We start from the raw sequence: 19,095 nt of genomic DNA, 5'->3' as shown, positions 1-19,095 counted from the left end.
TTCTGACTATCACTGCATTTCGAGGTATTGATTTGATATAATATATCTATCAATACTCGTAGATGATTCACCTCATCACAATGCGGCGGCAACGCGCTGAGGAAGCAGGCAGAGGTATGGAGAACAAAGCATTTGAAACCAAAAAGGACTATATCTTAAGAAGGCTGCGAGAAAAAATTCTCGCAGGCGAGTATGCTCCTGGCGACCGACTGAAAACACGCCAACTGGCCGAAGAGTTCGGAACCAGCGAAATCCCTGTACGGGAGGCCATTAACCAATTAGCCTCAACCGGTTTGGTGTCCATTACGCCTCATGTGGGAGCCACGGCAAGTTTAATCTCTTCACGGGATTTGGAAGAAATTTTTCAGATCCGGACTGCGTTGGAAAGCTTAGCCATTCGTCTCGCTACGCCCGCGTTAACCGATCAGGATTTGGACGAACTCGACCGCATGGCGCACGAACTGGAGGAGGCTGTTGCCCAGAACGCGCCGCCTGAACAATTAAACGCGTTGAATCGGCGGCTCCATATGGCCATCTATCAGCACTCCGGCAATCGCAGACTTATCCAAGGCATCGAAGAGCTGTGGAACCATGCGGGCCGCTATCCCGGTCCTCTAACGGGTAGCGACGACAGCACACGCTACAACCCGGCAGGTCTAAGGCATGCACCGTATAGCGATCTTGAAGGAGCCGAAACGGCCAGACCGACTCGGCCGTCCATCCCATTCCCGGAAGAAAAATGACGGGGCTACCCACTCCGGCGACCTTAGCAAAGACCTTAATGCGCATCCCTCTTTTCTCTCACCCATCTTCCCATGACTAAACGGCCCAGCGCCCACGCCTATTTGCCACACCTCGTATCATCCTAATAGATATTTCTTGCGGACGCATAGAGCAAATTACACCAACCCCGGACTCTATGGAATGTATAGCACACGCGGTGGCCAGTTAACCGAATCCCCCTTTTAACAAACCAGCCATTCACTTTCCTATAACCAAAAAATAACTCCCTTTCCGTATTCGAAAAAGGGAGTTTAGTGCGTATATGGTTTAAGGTTACTCGTCTTCACTTTGGGCAAAAGCATAGCCATAACGTCCTTTTACACACAACATGCCATGCGTCACAGGATGATCTGCAGGCGATGTGACTTTGACAATTTGGTTGTCTAGGACATGTAACTGCAGATCGCAGCCCACGCCACAATAGGAGCAAACCGTTTCGGTCGTGGTGATCTGGCTTTCATCCCACTGCCCCTCCTGCCGCAATTCGTATTCCTTTTTGCCAATCAATGCTCCTGTAGGACAGACTGCCACACAATTTCCACAAAAGACACAATCTGACTCCGGCAGTTCGCGCCCGAAGCCCGCATCAATATGAGCATCAAACCCTCGCCCCGCCACCGCAATCGCAAATGTATTCTGCGCGTCGTCGCCACACGCTTCAACACAACGGTAGCACAAAATGCACTTGGACAAGTCCCGCACATATAAATTGTTGTCATCGCGCATCGGCTGCGCCCACGTGGCCCCCCCTGCAAAGCGATTGGGATCCGCTCCCGATATTTGGGCCAATTCCTGAAGACTCGGCGCCAATGTCGCATCCGATGTAGATAACAGCAATTCCGCGACTACCTGGCGCGCATTCTGAACACGCTCGCTCGCTGTCAACACTTCCATCCCATCTTCTGCGACACGCGAACATGATGCCACGAGCGTACGCGACCCTTTCAGTTCAACAACACACGCTCGGCAAGCATTAGCCGGCGTCAAGTTTTCATGCCAACAAAGCGTGGGCACCGGATGCTGCGCCTGTTCGCATGCGGCCCGCAAGGTCGTGCCAGGCGCTACCGTTACGACTTGGCCGTCAATGGTCAGTGATATGGATTTCTCCATCATAGCCTCCTCCTTCTTCGCCTCAGGCATGAGGCCTCAGTTGCGGCCGTTCGATGAATGACAGGAGAGCTAAGGGCGCTGTCTGGCCTAAGCCACAAATCGAGGCATCGCGCATCGCCTGTGCTAACGCCCGCACATCGTGTACGCGACTTTCCCACTGCTTGGCTTCCACGATCTCTAAGAGGCGGCGGGTGCCAATACGGCACGGCACACACTGGCCACAAGATTCCTCTGCGAAGAAGCGGGCAAGCCTTGCGACCACCCAGCCCAAATCCACGGTATCGTCAAAGAACATCATTGCGCCTGAGCCAATGCTGGCTCCTAGCGCTTGCAGCGACTCATAGTCCAAATGGTGGTTCATGACCTCCTCCGGTGTCAAAAAGGTGCCAGCCGCTCCGCCAAGTAACACCGCTCCCAAGCGGCCGCTCCCTGCCACCTGTCCACCCAAGTCCGGATCGCTCACAATATCGGCCAACGGCACACCAAACGGCACTTCATAAACACCAGCACGGCGAATGTGTCCGCTTAAGGCCACTAATTTGGTGCCCGGCGTCTTTGGGGTCCCGTACTGCGTAAACCACGACACATCATGAGCGAATAACACGGCAACATTGGCCAACGTTTCCACATTTTGAATGAGGGTCGGTGAGCTCCATAGCCCTTTCACCGTCGGAAAGGGTGGTTTGACCCGCGGTTCGGGCCGCTTTCCTTCAATGCTATTAAACAAAGCCGTTTCTTCGCCGGCAATATACGCCCCCGCTCCCCGCCGGATTTCAACATCCACCCCGCGCAGCCAATCACCCTGGCGTAAGGTTTCCAAGGCATTGGCTAAAGCCTGCTCGACCTCCCGGTATTCGCCGCGGATATAACAAAAGGCTTTTCGAGCCCCGACGGCATACGCCGCAATGAGAAGCCCCGTCAATGCGCCTAAGGGATCTTGCTCTAACAAGACCCGGTCTTTGAACGTCCCGAGTTCGCTTTCATCCGCATTCATCACCACATACTTTATCTCTCCAGGCGCTTGACGCACACTCGTCCATTTGATCCCGGTGGGGAAGGCAGCACCCCCGCGCCCCTTAATCCCACTGGCCGTGACCCATTCAATCACCGTTTCCGGGCTCATCGCCCAAATCGTGGCCAACGCCTGATCAAAACCCCGTTCACGCATCCGCTCAGCACTTTGTCATAGACATTGGACTGCACCCCCGTGTTATAAAAGGCCAGCCGACGCCCCGTGGTGAGCTGAAACGGATACTCCGGTGTCGGCATCTCCACAGGAGGCGCCCACTGCACTGGCATAAAGGGAGCTTTTACCGCCACCTCCGGCGCCCACAAGCGTTCATGTAAAACTTTACTGCCCGGATGGTCCAGCTCCGGTACAGGCCACTGCAAGCCGTGCGCTTCCTCTAATCGTGCATACGTCATGCCCCGGAAATTCACCGTCAGTTGCCGCATCTCGTCAAATACCCCTTCGGCATCGAGATAAGGCCACGGATAACCCATCGCCCGCGCCAGTGACGTCACAATCCACAAGTCGTCTTGGGCCTGGCCCGGAGCTCTGCGGGCCGCGCGAACACGCTGCACTCTTCGTTCACTATTGGTATACGTTCCGTCGCTTTCCGCAAACGACACCCGAGCGGGGAAGACCACATCGGCTATTTCCGCCGTAGCGGTTAAAAAGATGTCTTGAACCACCAATGCACCCAGTTGGCCAAACAGCGCCCGCATGTAGCCACTGTCCGCTTCAGACTGGATCGGATTCTCTCCGATGACGTAAAGTCCACGCAGTGTTCCCTGCTCAATGGCGTCAAACATCTGCGTTTGATTCCAACCAGGCTCAGGTGCTAGCGGAACCCCCCAGGCCTTTTCAAATTTTTCTCGCACGGCCGGATCGGTGACATCTTGAAACCCTGGCAAGCGGTTGGGCAACGCCCCCATATCTCCGCCACCTTGCACGTTATTTTGCCCGCGCAAGGGATTAAGACCGGCGCCGGGGCGACCCACATTGCCACAGAGCAGCGCTAAATTGATTAAGGCGTATACGTTGTCGACGGCATTATGATGTTCGGTAATCCCCAAAGTCCAACCAATCATCGCTGTCGGAGCTGCCGCGTAACGCCGCGCCAAGGCTTCAATGCGTTCGGGCGCAATCCCCGTAATGACAGCAGCCCGCTTAGGTGTCCAATCTGCCACACTGTCGCGAAAGGCATCAAAACCTACGGTTGCGCGCGCCACAAAGTCTTCCCGGTACAAATGCTCACGAATAATCACATGCGCCATGGCATTCAATAACGCAATATCCGATCCGATAGCAATTTGAAGATGCTCATGAGCGCGTTTAGCGGTCACCGTCTTGCGAGGATCTACGACGACCAACTCCGCTCCATTGTGCACCCCTTTCATAATGTGGTGGAAAATAATCGGATGCGCTTCAGCGGCATTGGACCCCACCAACAAAATAAAAGACGTGTGATGAAAATCTTCATAGGAACTCGTACCTGCTCCACTCCCGAATACCGTCGTGAGACCCACGACAGAAGGAGCGTGTCACGTCCGGTTGCACGAATCGATATTATGGGTTCCAAAAACAACACGAGAAAACTTCGAAGCTAAATAGTTGAGCTCGTTTGTCGACTTGGAACAACTGAAAACACCCAAGCCATTAGGGCCGTACCGCGTTTTGACATCCTGAAAGAGCTGGGCTGCCCGCGTTAAGGCCTCTTCCCATGTCGCTTCCCGCAGCTGCCCATTCTCGCGGATGAGAGGTTTGGTAAGCCGGGTGTGTTCAAACTTCCGGATGACCGTAGCCATGTGAACCCTCCTCTTGGAACTCATTCGTCATGCGTCTGCCTTATTCTACGCCAGAACCTTGTTATGGTACAGATCGAGCACCCCCTATTATCGTTATTTACGGAATATTACGAATTATGATGGCGACAGTCCCCCCTGTCCTTGTGCCACGCGGCGCCGTAACGCTTGAAGTTCTTGAAATTGCCGCGTGACATCGCGCAACACGGCGGCGATTCCCGTCAACACGTGGTCTTCATTATAAAACGGGACTACCGTAAATTCCACCGAGATTCGGACCCCGTCTTTGCGCATCGCCGGTACCGCCAGTACGGCTCCATCTGGATAGCGCCGTTCTCCCGTCTGCACCATGTGGTCAAAGCCTTCCCAATGGCGAGCCCGCAATTTTTCCGGAATAATCAGATCGAGAGACGCCCCCACTGCCTCCTCCGCGCTAAAGCCGAAGATGTGCTGGGCTCCTCCATTCCACACCCGAATCGTTCCTTGCCCATCGGTGAAGATAACGGCATCGGCCATCGCCGTGACGAGGCCCACACAAAATTGGGCGAAATCAAATTCCATGGGTCCCTCCTCTTAGGTCTAAGCCAACCCACTTTTCGGATTCAGATTTTGAATATGGCCGCTCTCCGTCCCCGCCAACGGATCAATCACACAATTGATGAGTGCAGGACGCCTGGCTGCCAACGCTTCTTGGAGAGCTTGCATCAATGCCTGTGGATCTTCGACATGGTAGCCCTGGCCGCCAAACGCTTCAATCAACCGGTCATAGCGTGCCCCCGCCACAAATCCCGTCGGAGAGGGCGGCCCATTGCCCACATCGCCACGGTAAATTCCCCCATTATTCATCACGAGCACCACTACCGGCAGACGGTAGCGGCAAATCGTTTCTAACTCCATCCCGCTAAAACCAAAGGCGCTATCGCCTTCAATGGCTAACACTATGCCCCCGCGCGCCGTAGCCGCCCCTACAGCATAGCCCACGCGAAACGAAGCCTTGGCAAAAGGTTTTGCCGCGGTCATTTGGTCCAGTTCTTCATAGTCGCCTTGCTCCAAATCTACAATGGCACGGTCGCTGGATCCGCTAAGAAGAATCATAGGAAAACAGTTGGTGGTGGCATTCGCCAAAGCCACCAGCCCATTCAGAAAACCAGGCCCTGAAACCGTCAAGCACACCCCAGGCTGTTGAGTCAAATATCCCGCAATGGCCGCCGCATGGCCGGCACTTTGTTCATGGCGAAAACCAAAATAGTGTAGACCTTCTTGCTGCGCGAGGCGGGCCAAATCGGTAATGGGAATCCCCGCAACTCCATAAATCGTCTCAATCCCATTAAGCCTCAGAGCTTCTATCACTAAATGAAAGCCGTCGGTCATTGCTCCACTCATCATAATCCCCCTTCTGCTGCGACTCTTCCGGGGCTCGGTCAAACGACCCGCGCCGCGCGCAATTTCGCAATCTCATCCGCCGAATAACCCAACTCCGTCAGCACTTCGTCGGTATGCTCACCCAACAACGGCGACTCTAAAATGGTGGGTTTGAATCCGGAAAACTTGATGGGACTGCCCACGGTGAGATAGGGCCCACGCACTTTATGCTGAACTTCCACCACCGTGCCACTCTCGCGCAGGGCTGGATCATAAGCAATTTCCTTCATCGTCAGGACGGGTGCACAAGGGATGTCAAACTTACGGAGAATATCGACCGCTTCGAATTTTGTCTTATCCGCGAGCCATTTTTCAATGTCGGCGAAAATCTCAAAAATATGGGATTGGCGGGCTCGAGGCGTGGCATAATCCGGATCATCAATCCATTCAGGCTTGCCTATCGCCTTGCACGTCGCCGCCCACGCTTGCTCTTGAATCGTAAAATAAATATAGGCGTTGTCATCCGTCTCCCAACCCTTGCATTTTAGCACCCATCCCGGTTGCCCGCCGCCGCCAGCGTTGCCGCCGCGAGGCACCACATCGCTAAAGGTTCCATTGGGATATTGCGGATATTCTTCAAGATATCCAACGCGCTCCAAACGCTGTTGATCGCGCAATTTCACCCGCGCCAAGTTCAGTACACAATCTTGCATGGACACCGTGACCTTTTGCCCTTTGCCCGTTTTCATGCGGTCAATAAGCGCAGTGAGAATGCCAATAGCTAAATGCATTCCGCTGTTGCTGTCCCCCAACGCTGCACCGCTAACGGTAGGCGGCCCATCCCAAAACCCGGTCGTAGAAGCCGCGCCCCCCGCGCACTGCGCCACATTTTCATAGACCTTAAGGTCGGCGTATGGAGAGTTTTCACCAAATCCCTTGACCGACCCAAAGATCAAACGAGGATTAAGTTCTTGAATGCGTTCCCAACTAAACCCCATCCGGTCCATGGCCCCTGGCGCAAAATTCTCGACTAAAACATCGGCGCTCCGAATCAACTTTTCCAAAATCTCCCTGCCCTCAGGGCTTTTTGTGTTCAGTTCCAACGACTTTTTATTGCTGTTGAGCATGGTGAAATAAAGCGCGTCGACGTCAGGAATGTCACGCAATTGTCTTCTCGTGATATCCCCTACCCCAGGGCGCTCCACCTTAAGCACATCAGCCCCAAACCACGCTAGCAATTGCGTGCACGCAGGCCCCGCCTGCACCCCCGTAAAGTCAATCACTTTAATCCCTTCCAGCGGCAAACTCATGCCTCATCACTCCTCGTGGTCATATTCAGTCGGTGTTAAAACATCTTCATCGTTGGCTACACGCCATCACTCAAGGGATTGCCCGCCAGCTTGGTGTTTTGGCGGATAGTCGAAGAGGGTTACCTGAAGTACGGGTTCATTCTAAAATTGCTATCTGACTACTTCAATGATTGTGCATTATCCGTTAATATAATTATTCCTTATATCCTCTTATACTTGCGCTTCACCGAGGCTCGCGGCGGCTATCTCTCCACACCGCCCACAACATCATCGCCGTCCGCGGAATAATAATCACGGCCAGCATCACCCCCAACAGCCACCACTGCGGCCCGTGACGGCCCGCAAAGAACGACAATGCCCCAAGTTGCTCCATACTCGCCGCCCCTTTCTAGGAACCCCAACCTAAGGTCATAAAATACGAAGTATTCGGTTTTTTGTAGTCAAAAGCATGCGCAGCCCTTGTGGTCATCGTATCGCCATTTTCCCCAGGTCATAAGGAGGTGACGTTATACTCCCCTATAAAGATGGCTTATGGAGATTAAGACATTTCCGGCCAGCGGTTGACCACATAGCCCCAATAACACGCAAGCGCCCCAATCATGACCGCCAACAACACATCCATCTCGCGCCACTGCACCATAATTTGCTGCTGACACCAAGGGCTTGACCGGAGCCAGCCGCAGACATCTGCCTGATGCGCATCCACATCAATCTCGCAACCGGTAACAATCCCTCCAATGCGCCCAGAGATATGCATGCCGTTTTGATTTAGGCGCAAAGTGTGTCCTCCCAAACGGCTTCCCACACGCACGACTAACATATCCCCCGGCATGTAGAATCCCCGGACGGAACGCTTCCACAACCCCCATCCGCAACGCCCCGTAATGTATTGGGACGCATCCACCCACAGCGTCAATTCCCACCTGCGCTCCCCTTCTTCAAACCGCGAGTGAATGGCCTGACTGGGTGCGCTTTCCGCCCACAAAACGGTTTGCAACACCCCCACCTGCCCCAACATCACACCCATAAACCTTGCCTCCCCCATGTCTCATGCGCTTTCCCGATTAGCCATTGTGGTCGGCCACCCGCTGCTTTTCTTGGTGAACCCGCGTCCTGGGAACCTCTTCGGAGTAAGACCGAATATAATGCATAAACACTTCGACAGCTGCACCAATTTCCTCGCGCGCCCGAAACACCATCGCCAAGCGCCGATAGGCTCTGGGCTGCAGCGGCGCGGTACGAATGAGTCCAGCCTCCGCTTCCAGCAAAATCGTGTCCTTCGGCACAATCGCTATCCCAATCCCGGCAGCAACAAAGCCTAACAAGGCATGAATGCTTGTCGCCTCACTGACAACGCGCGGCACAAAGCCCGCCTGCTGAGCAAGGCGTGATATCGTAAGATTGATACTATAACCGGGTTTCATAAACACGAAGTTGCGGTCGCGCAAGGCATCCATCCGCACAGGTCCCTCTAAAGGCTCTTCGGGGCTGGCGATTACCACCAGCTCTTCGGCCCATAAGGGCTCGAATTGGACTTTCGTCGTAAAAAGCGGCAAAGGCGTAAGCGCCAGGTCCACCTGATTTTTTCTCACCTGCTCGGCAAGATGCAAGGCTTCATTCTCGAGCACTTCAATGCGAATTTCAGGAAAGGCCTTATGAAAAGGGCGATAAATCCGCGGAAAATGGTGAATGGATACCGGAGATAAAGGGCTGACCCCTAACACAATTTTGCCCGCAATAGAATTTTTTGCGTCCTCTATCGTCATTGGAATTTGGCGCACTTCGTGTAAGACCTTTCGGGCCTGAATCACCGCTTTTTGACCACTTTCCGTTAATGTGGCGCCCCGGACGCCCCGTATCAAAAGCGGCGTCGCCAATTCCTCTTCAAGTTGTAAGATTTGATTGGTGACCGCAGGCTGGGTTACCCCAAAATACTCCGCACACGCTGATAAACTCCCCAAATCGGCTATCCCAATCAAAAATTCCAATTGCCGCAGCGTCATCCCCATCGCCCCCATCATCTAAAACGTCAGGTGCCTCAATGGCCTGTCCCGAACTGCTTATACCATTATATTCCAGTTGTTAGCTGCACTATGCCAAGACGTTGAAGACACCCGACACCTCCTAAAGACTTGGGGCGTCAATCCGTTCGGGATGGCTATACACACTGAGTTCTTCATCCCGAACAAACCCTACTGCCGTAATGCCCAGCGCCTCCGCCAAGGCAATGCCTAAAGTGGTGGGGGCCGCATTGGAAATTACCGCCGGCACGCCCATTCTCGCTATTTTAATGATGACTTCCGATGACAACCGTCCCGAAAACACCACCGCAGCCTCTCCTAAAGACAGCGCATGTAACAAGCTGTAGCCATATAGTTTATCGAGCGCGTTATGACGCCCCACATCGGCGCGAATCGCTACTAGGCGTCCCTCCCGCCACAACCCCGCGGCATGCAAGCCTCCTGAATGCTGCATTTGTGTCCATGCACTAAACTCGTTAAACAACGACCCAAGGATGTGGGCCTTTAACCGCAAAGCGCCTTGTGGCACCGGCCTGATATCGGCATCTTCCGCAAAATAGAATCCCGTTCGTCCGCGCCCACAGCAATTGCTGATATAGCGCTTACCGCTTTGCGCCAAAAGTTCCGGCCGTAATCCTGGAATGCGCACCCACACTTGCCCCTCGGATTCTCGGATCTGACAAATGCTGATTTCTTGCGGCGCCACAATAAAGTGTTCGGCCGCCAAAAACCCGACGACCAATTCATAAAGGTCTGTCGGCGTAACGATCATCGTCGTCCATTCCCGCCCGTTGATAAAGAGAGTGAACGCTTCCTCGCGCACAATTTCTGCTGATTCCCGCCGCCACTCTCCTTGGTCGTAATGGTCACGGGTCAACATGCGCACAGCATCTTGCAGACGTTTTGGCACCTCCACCGGAAATCCCCCCAAGGTGACCCCACACTTCCCACCGCGCGCGAAAACGGCCAGTTTCCGCGAACGAAAACTGGCCCAAGCATTGCTACTCGTGAGAAACAGCCACCGCGTCCGTATGGCGGGCAGCAACTAATCGCGCCGCTCGTTCCACCTGCTCAGCGGTTGGCCGCTTTAACAGAAACAGCGCGATTAACGAAGCCAACAGGGCCATGATGCCCGCAATGACGAAGGCCACGGGATAGCCGCCGATCCCAACCAAAGACGCCGTGACAATACCGCCATAGAAACCGCCAACAATCTTTCCCGCATAAATTGTTCCGTAATTTTGCGTCACGTGATTTTCTCCATAATAATCACTGGTCATCAAGGGATTGAGCACAAACAACGATCCTGAGGTTCCCCCTGCCAGCAAGGCGAAAATCACAAAGAACGGCACACTGTGCGCTTCACCTGCCAGTAGCACGAGAATCGAGGAAAACCCTAAAATCGCATAGACATAGACCATAGCGCGCTGCCGCCCAATATAGTCCGACCACAAGCCGACAAGCGGTCTACCAATCCCATCGGTAAAGGCAAAGCCCGTTGCGCCAGCAATAATCACGACCGTTCCTAAATGCATCGCTGTGCCAAAGGGGTAATAAAAGCCCACGCCGAAGAGCGATGTCCCTGCAATTAACATGAACTCAATCAGCATCCAGAAAGGTTGGGGGGTTTTCCACATTTCCGCGGTGGTCATTTGCCGACGTGCCGGGGGATTATGCCGCAAAGCCAGCAACTGCTTGTTCTCGGCCCATTTCAGCGGATCGACGTCTTTAGGCCACCAATTCTTGGGCGGATCTTTGAACCAGAAGCTAATGATAATCAGACCGCCACCCAAAATCACGCCGGTCAGGTACAAAATGCTGATGAAATCGTGCGTGTTGAAGTCTGCACCATAGAGAATAATAAAGGGAACCGCGCCATAGGCCCAGCCTCCATCCACAAACCCGGTCCGCCAGCCCTTCTTCTCCGGGTACCATTTGCTGACCGTATTGACACAAGTCGAGTACACCAACCCCGACCCCAAGCCCCCCAGTGCTGCGTAGCCCACATAAGAAATCCAAGGCTGTACCGCATGGGCCAAGAAATAGTAGGCGGCCGCCACAAGCACACCGCCTATCAGCACCGCATACCGCGTCTTTAACAAGCCACGTTCCCTTAAAACCCCATTAAAATACGATATCCCCGCCTCAAAGAGCACATAGACGGAGTAATTCCAAAAAGCCGTGGTCAAACTCCAATGATACTCATTCGCCACCGTCGCGGACGCAGCGCCCCATCCGTATTCCAGTGTTGAGGCCAGCATCATCCCAATCCACGGCAAAATAATCATTACGATACGGCCTTGCCCCATAATATCGCGAGGACTTTCCCCAATCCGGTAAATGCGTCCATTTTGATCTCTGACTTCTTTGTAAGGCACCGCGTTTGCTGTCATAGACACTGACGCCTCTCCCCCTTCTTCATGGGCCAACGGGATGTGTACAATATAGCTAAACAATTGCTCAATCGATTGGGCTCATTTATTTTATCTTTAACTTTTTGATTAATTCAAGAATTGTATATTATCGCTCATCATAACAATTGCTTATAGTCATTAGGAATGTCTGGATTTAAACCATCTGTTCATTGAAGCTATTCCCATCCGGAAATGCCGCAAAGTATTCCCTGCAATTTCTGTTCTCATCACGTCGATGCCCATCACATAGCCCGGGAGTTTAAGCGAGCGGCGATTTGTCTTTGCCACGGTGGCAAGGGGGGATTGATCACGGTCTTTCGAACCCCGTGTGAACGCCATGATTAACTTCAGCCGTTCTTCAGGGCCAAACGGTATTCATGCCGGACTGTCCTAAGTATCATGGAATGCAAGAAGGATAACCATGCCTAGACAACGAGTATGACATATCCGCATGTAATTTCGCTTTGGGAGGCGATGCTTCGATGGCGACATCACAGACTCCAGAAAGCCTGAAGCTTCACCGTAAACTGCCGTATCCGCGTGTCATCCTTTTAGCGGCGGGTACCGTGACCGTATTGTCCGCGCTGACCTATGGCGTTATCCGCAGCACCGAACCCCCGTCTCCGGTAAAATATTTGACGGCAATGGTCCGCCGTGGATCGTTATCGGAAACAGATTCCGCCACCGGCGAGGTCGTGCCCGCCGAAACCGATACGGTCGCAGTGCCCAGCAACGCCGTGGTCAGCACAGTACCTGTTCACTTAGGCGAGGTCGTCACCCAAGGCACCACCCTCGCCACCTTTAGCGATCCCACTCTCGTCAGTACCGTGGCCGCCGAACAGGCGGTCGTCTCCGCCCAATCCGCACAGGTCAATCTTCTCACGTCATCCAGTTATACCGCTTCGCAGCAAGACAGCATTACGCAAGCGCAAGATAACCTGATCCAAGCCGAAGAGATTCTGTCCGCTGATAAAAGTGCTGGGAATGTTGTCTCTCCCGCTGGAGGCATTGTCAGCCAACTGACCTCGGCTGGCACTGCGGTAACCGCGGGGCAAAGCATTGCGATGGTCGACGGTAAACCGGTTCAAGCGCCCATGACTGGCACCGTACAGACCATTTCCGTTGTCAACGGTCAGACCGTGAATCCCGGCACACTCCTTCTCACCATCACTTCCCCTGCCCTGCAAGCAAAAATTGTCGGGGACGAAGGACAAATTGCCGGGTTGCAAGCCGCTCTAGATAAAGCGGAGGCACAAGACAGCCCCGCACAAAACGCCACGGCCGCCGCCGAAGCAAGAGCCCAGTTACAGCGGGATGATGAAACCTTGGCCCAAGAACAGCAAGCCCTAGCTGGATTAGTCGTAAAAGCTCCTTTTGCCGGCGAAATCACCGCCCTCAATCTTTCCTCACCAGCTAAACTCCTGACCCTCAGCAGCTTAGCGCAGCAAGTAACAGTGCCCATTCCGGAAACCCAGGTGGCCATGATTCATCTCGGACAATCGGTCCAGTTGAGTTTACCCGCACTCCCCGATCAAACCCTTGCGGGCAGCGTGCAGAACATTGCCCCCGTTGGTACCTACTCCAATGGAGTTTCCAGTTTTCCTGTCAATGTCAACCTAACCCATTCTTCAGAGGTTCGGTACGGGATGAGTGCGCAAGCTAACATCGTCATCCGTACCGTGCATAATGCCTTGCTTGTTCCCTTATCGGCAATCCAAACGCACGGATTACACCATTTTGTGCAATGGTTAGGTGCGAACAATACCGTCACACGCACTCCTGTGCGCGTCCTCTTAGAGAACGCGACCACCGCAGCGATCAAATCGAAGCATCTAACGACCAATATGCGCGTCATTACCGCGACTCTGACAGCCTCCAATGGCAAATTACACTTGAAAACGAAGGGACGTGCACTCCATAGAGCCCATCCTAAAGGCCCACGAGGAGGAAAAAAAGCATGATGATTCGCTTGGTATCCGTATCGAAAACCTATCAGGTAGGAACAGAAACTTATCCGGTCTTGCGCGATATTGACTTGGAAGTACCCCACGGCATGTTCACCGCTATCATTGGTCCCTCCGGATCAGGCAAAACCACTTTGCTTAATATTTTAGGCGGTTTAGACGTTCCGTCTCAGGGATCATATTGGCTTAACGGCCACGACGTGAGCCATTTCAACCGAGAAGAATGGGCTCATGAGCGCAATCACACGATTGGCTTTGTCTTTCAATCCTTCCAACTCATTCCCTCGTTGTCGGCCCTAGACAATGTCGCATTGCCGCTCATTTACCGAAGAACGCCCCCCAAACAACGCCGCATCTTGGCCCAAGAAGCGCTCGAGCAAGTCGGGCTTGCCAAGCGAATGAATCATCGTCCCACCCAGTTGTCAGGAGGGCAGCAACAAAGGGTCGCCATCGCTCGCGCTCTCATTGGTCAGCCCCCTCTCATTTTGGCCGATGAACCCACAGGCAATTTAGATCATCAAACCGGTGAAGAAATTCTCGCGTTGTTGGAATCGTTAAACCGTAACGGCAAAACCGTCATCATTGTGACGCATAGTCACGAAGTGGCCGACAAATGCCGACAAGTTGTTCACGTCGAAGACGGCCATGTCACCTTGGCGGGGGTCCTATCATGATGTGGCGCGATGGCGTAGCGTTAGCACTTCGGGGCTTGACAGGCAACAAACTGCGCGCACTATTAACCATGCTAGGAGTGGTCATCGGGGTCGCCGCGGTCATCGTACTCGTAGCGATTGGGCAAGGCGCATCGTCCTTAGTGACCTCTCGAATTGAAACGTTGGGTACCAATGTCGTCTTTGTCACACCTTCAGCGGGAACTTTCTACCCTGTGTCAGAAACAACCACCGTGGCACGTGTGTTACCATCTGGAGATCACGTCGTACCCGTAATGAGCACCGGTGCCAAAATTTCAACCCCTGACAATCAAAGCAGCGCCCTCATTGACGGCACCACCCCAAAGTATTTTGCGCTCGGCGGCCTCTCCTTGGCTTCGGGACACTTTTTAACCACGCCCGAACTTGAGCAAGCTCAGCATGTCGCTGTGCTAGGAGCCAACCAAGCAGCCAATTTGTTTAACGGCATGAACCCGGTCGGTTCGTCGGTCATGATATTAGGCCAGCAATTTACCGTCATAGGCGTTTTGAACGCAGTGGGTCAAGGTCCCGGAGCGAGTCAAGACAACGCCATTTTTATTCCCTTGTCAGTCTCCGAGTTCCTATTTAGCACCAATCAGCTTAGCGAATTGATTATTCAAGCGCCCAGCCCCAATATAGCGAATTTATCGGCAGACGAATTGACCCGCCTTTATACGAATGCATTGGGATCGGCCAACGCAGTCAGCGTGGCTTCTGAAGACCAAGTTTTGCAAACCCTTCAGGCCACCCGGTCGACCTTTACCGACCTTTTAGCCGGGACGGCTGCGATTGCGCTCCTTGTCGGCGGGATTGGCATTATGAATATCATGCTCGTATCTGTTACCGAGCGCACGCGAGAAATCGGCATACGCCAAGCGTTAGGGGCAACGCGCGAAGACGTGCTGTTGCAGTTTTTAATAGAATCTATGGTCCTAAGCTTATCGGGAGGGATCTTGGGTGCCGCCATTGGGGTGGGACTGACCCAACTCGTTCCTGTCATCTTGAAAACCCCTGCCATCTTTTCGCCTTCAGCTTTGGTATTAGCCTTCGTCTTTAGCACGGCTGTTGGGCTCATTTTTGGTCTCTATCCGGCCTTTAAAGCGTCCGCCCTCGAACCCATTCACGCTCTGCGCTATGACGGCTAACCCAAAAGACAGTCCTGCATGATGCTGTCGAACCCAATCTTTAAAATGTGTTAAGGAAATTGATGACCCGTCTTAGGAAAGTTTCCGCCTATGGAAAACACAACGAGTGCGGCTCAGGTTACCAAGACATTAGGGGTGACGGTAAAAACCATTTCGCATTAAGACCACGCAGGCCGTCTGACGCCGGCACAACGCACACAGCGTAGTCGCCGCTATGACACGCCAGACGAGTACACCGATTTCGCCAAGCATTCCACCAAAACCGCGACAAAAGCGGGTCGCGAATCTTCGACATCCTCTGAAACACATCGCGCTGTCTCCGACGTAAAAACAAAGAAGAAGAATCGAAACCGTGGGGAAGGCATGGTGAAGAATCATCATTGGGGGGTGTTCTTCGTGTGAGATGACGCCTGCCCGTGATATCCCTGCCTCACAGCATGTGCACCGGCGAGCGACCAAAACGGCGACGTGTTCCGCAATGGACGCGACGAAAAAGTCACGCCTGTATGATCTGCACCGAGACCCGCTGGCTATAGGTTGAAGGATTTAGGGCAGTGATCCCTATCGATTATAAGATTGTCTAGCAGGTATTAACGACCGCACGGGCTTTGAGTGAAGTCCTCTAATGTCCACCCAAGATGGGCGCAATGGCCTTTAAGGGTAACGCCGTTAGAGAAGGTGCCCGAGTCCCCACGATGACGGTTTGACCGACTAAAAGTGGCACACTGGGCATAAACGCTCCGCCCACGGCTGTTTGATGCAAGACGTCCCCGGTCTTCGCATTCACGTCCCATAATGTGCCTTGGCTATCGCCCACCAAGAGTTGTCCTTGTACATACAAAGGCGCCTGCGTAATCCCCTTGTGATTCAACCCATTGCTCCAAAGCACCGCCCCGGTCCGAGCATTAAGTGCATAAAGTGTTTTTGTAATCGGACTGCCAAGATAAAGCACACCAGCATGAAAGGTGGGAATGCCCGATTCATTGCTTGCTCTTCCACTTGCCGAATACGGCAAGGGCCCGGTTCCTAACGCGTGTTGCCATCGAATATGTCCCGTCGCTTTATCGATATCGATCGCGTAGAAGGTATTGCGCCCATCCACCGTTTTCACGGCTTCGGTATAAATGTTGTGCCCCACCAGCAAAGGAGGACAATCATCTAACGCTCCTGTGGCACCAGACACGGGTGTCTGCCATTGGACGCGCCATGTCCTTAAATTCACCGCATAAAACGTGTAGGGATAGGCACCGCCAAAATAGAGCACGCCTTGCGAAACGACCGGGGACGACATACTAACATAACTCGGAATCGGCAACGTACGAAGAATTTGGCCGGTGACAGGACTAATCTCCATGAGTTGGTCTGATCCGCCGACAACATATAAATCCCCTTGCCAATAGACGGGAGTCGGCATATCTTCTCCCTGTGTAGGAACTTGCCACAGCACTTGTCCCGTTTTGGCGGATAAGGCCATGACACTGCTGCTGCCAGTGCCCCGGATATTCGCCTGACCTATTTGCGGCACTTCCGGAAATAGACTATTGCCCTTTCCCACAAACACCCGATTGCCTATGACAAGCGGCATGGTCATGACCTGATTATTGACGGGGGTAGCCCACAGCGGATGACCATTTTTAATATTGAGCGCCACCACTTCAAAGGGCGAGGAAACCGTTCCTCCATATACCACGCCTCGCACGGCCACGGGATTCATAACGGCGCCTCCGTCATATCGCCAGTGCACCGCGAGTGATTGTTGCAAGACGTTCGGTTTTGGGGTTCGAGACGCATCGATCCCAAACATCTTTGCCGATTGCAAGCCATAATTCCCGAAGATTTGACCTGCTGTGGACAAGACGGTCCACCTTACAGTTACCGCCACGATAAAGAGAACGGCAAGCATGGCCCCTGTCCTAAACGACGATTTATGCAACACACGTGAAACACTCATGCGCTTTCCCCCTTGTTCTTCCCGGGGGATTTTAACAAGACAAGCTGAAACGGTCCTGAATGTGAGCTGAACATTACCTGAATCACCAAGGGGCTCCCGAGCACGCGTTATCTGCCGCTGATTGAGAACCGTATGCCCAGTTCCCCTTTGAAGCCCATCAATCCTGAAGGCGTTATGCGCACAGCGCGCCCCACGGGAACTCGCTCGACCCACTTGAGTTCGATAAGGCGATTAGTGAGTGCCGCCCCCAGCGCCCCGGCCATATGATGCCGGCGTTCGCTCCAGTCCAAGCATTGCCGTGCAAAATGGCGCCGGCTGCGTCCAAGATCTTCCACGTCTATCCCGAATTCGCGAAACCACTGTGTTCCATTCAACGTCACGACAAAGTCTCGCCCTTGGGAGCGCACCAGACCCAGTTCCCCCATCTTATCGGTTAACGCCACCCCAACCTCCCCAGCGAGATGGTCATAGCAGGTCCTGGCAAAGCGCAAAGCACGTGATTCCTCCGATTCACGAAGGGAGCGAATCGGCTTAGGGGACGCAACGGCATTGAGTGCCTCCAATGCCAACCCCACCTCAATGCTCGCTAAACGATAATAGCGATGCCGGCCGTAGGATTCGTGGACCAATAGGCCCCCTGCCACCATCTTGGCGAGATGTGAGCTGGCGGTTTGGGGCGTCACATGGGCCGCGCGGGCGAGTTCACTAGCTGGTAGCGCCTTGCCGCCCAGCAAACACAGCAACATCGCGGCCCGTGATTCATCCCCTATTAAGGACGCAACCTCCACCAAATTCGGTACCGTCATTCCATACCTCCATTCATTGGCCCATAACATGTATAGTTCGATACTAGTCGAATAGATTGCGTCTTACAATAGCGGCGGAATCCACTAAGCCTTAGGGAGGTCTTGCCATGACGCAACATCTAGAACCCAAGTTCCCCACGCGGATTGTCCATCCAAGGATCTTATATTTCGGGACACCGGTCGTCCTGCTCAGCACCTTAAACCTAGACGGCAGTACTAACATTACTCCGATGTCCTCAGCCTGGGCATTAGGTTCTCGCATTGTCTTGGGATTGGGGGAAGGCGGGCACGGGTTAACCAATCTCCGGCGACATGGCGAATGTGTCGTGAACGTCCCCAGTCCCGACCTGTGGGAGCAGGTGGAGGCCCTTGCTCCCTTCACCGGAGCCCAGCCGGTCCCGGAACATAAGCGGGGCGTGTTCCGGTTCGAACCCGACAAGTTTAGGGTCTGTGGCCTAACGCCTCAGCCTTCACACGAGGTTCGCCCCCACCGCATTAGCGAATGCCCACTCCAAATCGAGGCTAAGCTCGTCACGCTGCACATGGCAGGCGCGCATACTCGTTTTGCCATTATCCAGGTCGAAACCGTCCTGGTCCACGCCCACGAAACCATTGTGGTTGACGACTCGCATATCGATCCGGCACTTTGGAGTCCTCTCATTTATAACTTCCGTCACTATTTTGGCTTGGGACCCCAGCTAGGCAAGACGTTCCGCGCAGAGCTCTAAA

At 53.6% G+C, this 19,095-nt stretch carries 18 protein-coding genes; 5 read left to right on the top strand and 13 right to left on the bottom strand.

Annotated features, from left to right (window positions below):
* Positions 1 to 116 precede the first annotated feature (116 nt).
* The gene (locus tag ORD20_RS00670) at positions 117 to 743 is read left to right on the top strand and encodes a GntR family transcriptional regulator (RefSeq protein WP_430626404.1); all 627 of its coding nucleotides are present in this window, start codon (positions 117 to 119) and stop codon (positions 741 to 743) included.
* Between the two features lie 313 nt (positions 744 to 1,056).
* Here the strand turns inward: ORD20_RS00670 and ORD20_RS00665 are convergent, their stop codons facing one another.
* The 11 genes from ORD20_RS00665 to ORD20_RS00615 all read right to left on the bottom strand — a co-directional run bounded on the left by ORD20_RS00665 (position 1,057) and on the right by ORD20_RS00615 (position 11,787).
* Entirely contained in the window at positions 1,057 to 1,896 is an 840-nt protein-coding gene (locus ORD20_RS00665) for a 2Fe-2S iron-sulfur cluster-binding protein (RefSeq protein WP_242968510.1), read from the bottom strand.
* Positions 1,897 to 1,915: 19 nt separating this feature from the next.
* Positions 1,916 to 3,061 carry a complex I 51 kDa subunit family protein gene (locus tag ORD20_RS00660; protein ID WP_430626403.1) on the bottom strand — a complete coding sequence of 382 codons (1,146 nt, stop codon included), beginning with the start codon at positions 3,059 to 3,061 and terminating at the stop codon, positions 1,916 to 1,918.
* Positions 3,013 to 4,704 (bottom strand): molybdopterin oxidoreductase family protein, encoded by a 1,692-nt coding sequence (locus tag ORD20_RS00655; protein WP_430626402.1) that lies wholly within the window; start codon positions 4,702 to 4,704, stop codon positions 3,013 to 3,015. Before ORD20_RS00655 ends, ORD20_RS00660 begins: the two co-directional genes overlap by 49 nt.
* Before the next feature lie 114 nt (positions 4,705 to 4,818).
* Complete coding sequence (locus ORD20_RS00650) at positions 4,819 to 5,262, bottom strand: PAS domain-containing protein (protein WP_103375563.1); 444 nt, start codon at positions 5,260 to 5,262, stop codon at positions 4,819 to 4,821.
* Between the two features lie 18 nt (positions 5,263 to 5,280).
* On the bottom strand, positions 5,281 to 6,087 hold the full coding sequence (locus tag ORD20_RS00645; protein ID WP_430626401.1) for a thiamine pyrophosphate-binding protein: 807 nt from the start codon (positions 6,085 to 6,087) through the stop codon (positions 5,281 to 5,283).
* Positions 6,088 to 6,122: 35 nt separating this feature from the next.
* A complete protein-coding gene (gene frc / locus ORD20_RS00640; protein ID WP_103375561.1) occupies positions 6,123 to 7,373 on the bottom strand; it encodes a formyl-CoA transferase in 1,251 nt (416 codons plus the stop codon).
* A 223-nt stretch (positions 7,374 to 7,596) separates the two neighbouring features.
* Positions 7,597 to 7,746 (bottom strand): hypothetical protein, encoded by a 150-nt coding sequence (locus ORD20_RS00635; protein ID WP_158246260.1) that lies wholly within the window; start codon positions 7,744 to 7,746, stop codon positions 7,597 to 7,599.
* 165 nt (positions 7,747 to 7,911) lie between these two features.
* Positions 7,912 to 8,400, bottom strand: coding sequence for a hypothetical protein (locus ORD20_RS00630; RefSeq protein ID WP_103375560.1), 489 nt, complete (start codon positions 8,398 to 8,400; stop codon positions 7,912 to 7,914).
* A gap of 37 nt (positions 8,401 to 8,437) precedes the next feature.
* Positions 8,438 to 9,376 carry a LysR family transcriptional regulator gene (locus ORD20_RS00625; RefSeq protein WP_158246259.1) on the bottom strand — a complete coding sequence of 313 codons (939 nt, stop codon included), beginning with the start codon at positions 9,374 to 9,376 and terminating at the stop codon, positions 8,438 to 8,440.
* 121 nt (positions 9,377 to 9,497) lie between these two features.
* The gene (gene fdhD / locus ORD20_RS00620; protein ID WP_103375558.1) at positions 9,498 to 10,310 is read right to left on the bottom strand and encodes a formate dehydrogenase accessory sulfurtransferase FdhD; all 813 of its coding nucleotides are present in this window, start codon (positions 10,308 to 10,310) and stop codon (positions 9,498 to 9,500) included.
* An 85-nt stretch (positions 10,311 to 10,395) separates the two neighbouring features.
* Entirely contained in the window at positions 10,396 to 11,787 is a 1,392-nt protein-coding gene (locus ORD20_RS00615; RefSeq protein ID WP_242968514.1) for an OFA family MFS transporter, read from the bottom strand.
* Positions 11,788 to 12,290: 503 nt separating this feature from the next.
* Here ORD20_RS00615 and ORD20_RS00610 point away from each other — a divergent pair.
* The 3 genes from ORD20_RS00610 to ORD20_RS00600 are packed head-to-tail and all read left to right on the top strand — an operon-like array spanning position 12,291 to position 15,609.
* Complete coding sequence (locus ORD20_RS00610) at positions 12,291 to 13,769, top strand: efflux RND transporter periplasmic adaptor subunit (protein ID WP_103375556.1); 1,479 nt, start codon at positions 12,291 to 12,293, stop codon at positions 13,767 to 13,769.
* Entirely contained in the window at positions 13,766 to 14,446 is a 681-nt protein-coding gene (locus ORD20_RS00605) for an ABC transporter ATP-binding protein (protein WP_242968509.1), read from the top strand. The genes ORD20_RS00610 and ORD20_RS00605 overlap by 4 nt, the downstream gene beginning before the upstream one ends.
* Positions 14,443 to 15,609 (top strand): ABC transporter permease, encoded by a 1,167-nt coding sequence (locus tag ORD20_RS00600; RefSeq protein WP_158246258.1) that lies wholly within the window; start codon positions 14,443 to 14,445, stop codon positions 15,607 to 15,609. The genes ORD20_RS00605 and ORD20_RS00600 overlap by 4 nt, the downstream gene beginning before the upstream one ends.
* Before the next feature lie 622 nt (positions 15,610 to 16,231).
* Here the strand turns inward: ORD20_RS00600 and ORD20_RS00595 are convergent.
* Together ORD20_RS00595 and ORD20_RS00590 are read right to left on the bottom strand one after the other, a co-directional pair.
* A complete protein-coding gene (locus ORD20_RS00595; protein WP_103375554.1) occupies positions 16,232 to 17,560 on the bottom strand; it encodes a PQQ-binding-like beta-propeller repeat protein in 1,329 nt (442 codons plus the stop codon).
* 107 nt (positions 17,561 to 17,667) lie between these two features.
* Positions 17,668 to 18,366: an ArsR/SmtB family transcription factor gene (locus ORD20_RS00590; protein WP_103375553.1), complete on the bottom strand. Its 699-nt coding sequence runs from the start codon at positions 18,364 to 18,366 to the stop codon at positions 17,668 to 17,670.
* Positions 18,367 to 18,473: 107 nt separating this feature from the next.
* Between ORD20_RS00590 and ORD20_RS00585 the strand changes: the two genes are divergently transcribed.
* Positions 18,474 to 19,094, top strand: coding sequence for a flavin reductase family protein (locus ORD20_RS00585; RefSeq protein ID WP_103375552.1), 621 nt, complete (start codon positions 18,474 to 18,476; stop codon positions 19,092 to 19,094).
* Position 19,095 lies beyond the last annotated feature (1 nt).

The organism is Sulfobacillus thermotolerans (assembly GCF_039623705.1).
GTDB classification, from domain to species: Bacteria; Bacillota; Sulfobacillia; order Sulfobacillales; family Sulfobacillaceae; genus Sulfobacillus; species Sulfobacillus thermotolerans.
This window is presented reverse-complemented; position numbering and strand designations above follow the sequence as displayed.

Excerpts from the sequence above, each read along its gene's own strand:
- ORD20_RS00635 (WP_158246260.1), bottom strand. The coding sequence starts at position 7,746 with ATGGAGCAACTTGGGGCATTGTCGTTCTTTGCGGGCCGTCACGGGCCG.
- ORD20_RS00610 (WP_103375556.1), top strand. The coding sequence starts at position 12,291 with ATGGCGACATCACAGACTCCAGAAAGCCTGAAGCTTCACCGTAAACTG.
- ORD20_RS00590 (WP_103375553.1), bottom strand. The coding sequence starts at position 18,366 with ATGACGGTACCGAATTTGGTGGAGGTTGCGTCCTTAATAGGGGATGAA.
- ORD20_RS00645 (WP_430626401.1), bottom strand. The coding sequence starts at position 6,087 with ATGATGAGTGGAGCAATGACCGACGGCTTTCATTTAGTGATAGAAGCT.
- ORD20_RS00660 (WP_430626403.1), bottom strand. The coding sequence starts at position 3,061 with ATGCGTGAACGGGGTTTTGATCAGGCGTTGGCCACGATTTGGGCGATG.
- frc (WP_103375561.1), bottom strand. The coding sequence starts at position 7,373 with ATGAGTTTGCCGCTGGAAGGGATTAAAGTGATTGACTTTACGGGGGTG.
- ORD20_RS00600 (WP_158246258.1), top strand. The coding sequence starts at position 14,443 with ATGATGTGGCGCGATGGCGTAGCGTTAGCACTTCGGGGCTTGACAGGC.
- ORD20_RS00665 (WP_242968510.1), bottom strand. The coding sequence starts at position 1,896 with ATGATGGAGAAATCCATATCACTGACCATTGACGGCCAAGTCGTAACG.
- ORD20_RS00670 (WP_430626404.1), top strand. The coding sequence starts at position 117 with ATGGAGAACAAAGCATTTGAAACCAAAAAGGACTATATCTTAAGAAGG.
- ORD20_RS00595 (WP_103375554.1), bottom strand. The coding sequence starts at position 17,560 with ATGAGTGTTTCACGTGTGTTGCATAAATCGTCGTTTAGGACAGGGGCC.
- ORD20_RS00615 (WP_242968514.1), bottom strand. The coding sequence starts at position 11,787 with ATGACAGCAAACGCGGTGCCTTACAAAGAAGTCAGAGATCAAAATGGA.
- ORD20_RS00630 (WP_103375560.1), bottom strand. The coding sequence starts at position 8,400 with ATGGGTGTGATGTTGGGGCAGGTGGGGGTGTTGCAAACCGTTTTGTGG.
- ORD20_RS00650 (WP_103375563.1), bottom strand. The coding sequence starts at position 5,262 with ATGGAATTTGATTTCGCCCAATTTTGTGTGGGCCTCGTCACGGCGATG.
- ORD20_RS00585 (WP_103375552.1), top strand. The coding sequence starts at position 18,474 with ATGACGCAACATCTAGAACCCAAGTTCCCCACGCGGATTGTCCATCCA.
- ORD20_RS00625 (WP_158246259.1), bottom strand. The coding sequence starts at position 9,376 with ATGACGCTGCGGCAATTGGAATTTTTGATTGGGATAGCCGATTTGGGG.
- ORD20_RS00605 (WP_242968509.1), top strand. The coding sequence starts at position 13,766 with ATGATGATTCGCTTGGTATCCGTATCGAAAACCTATCAGGTAGGAACA.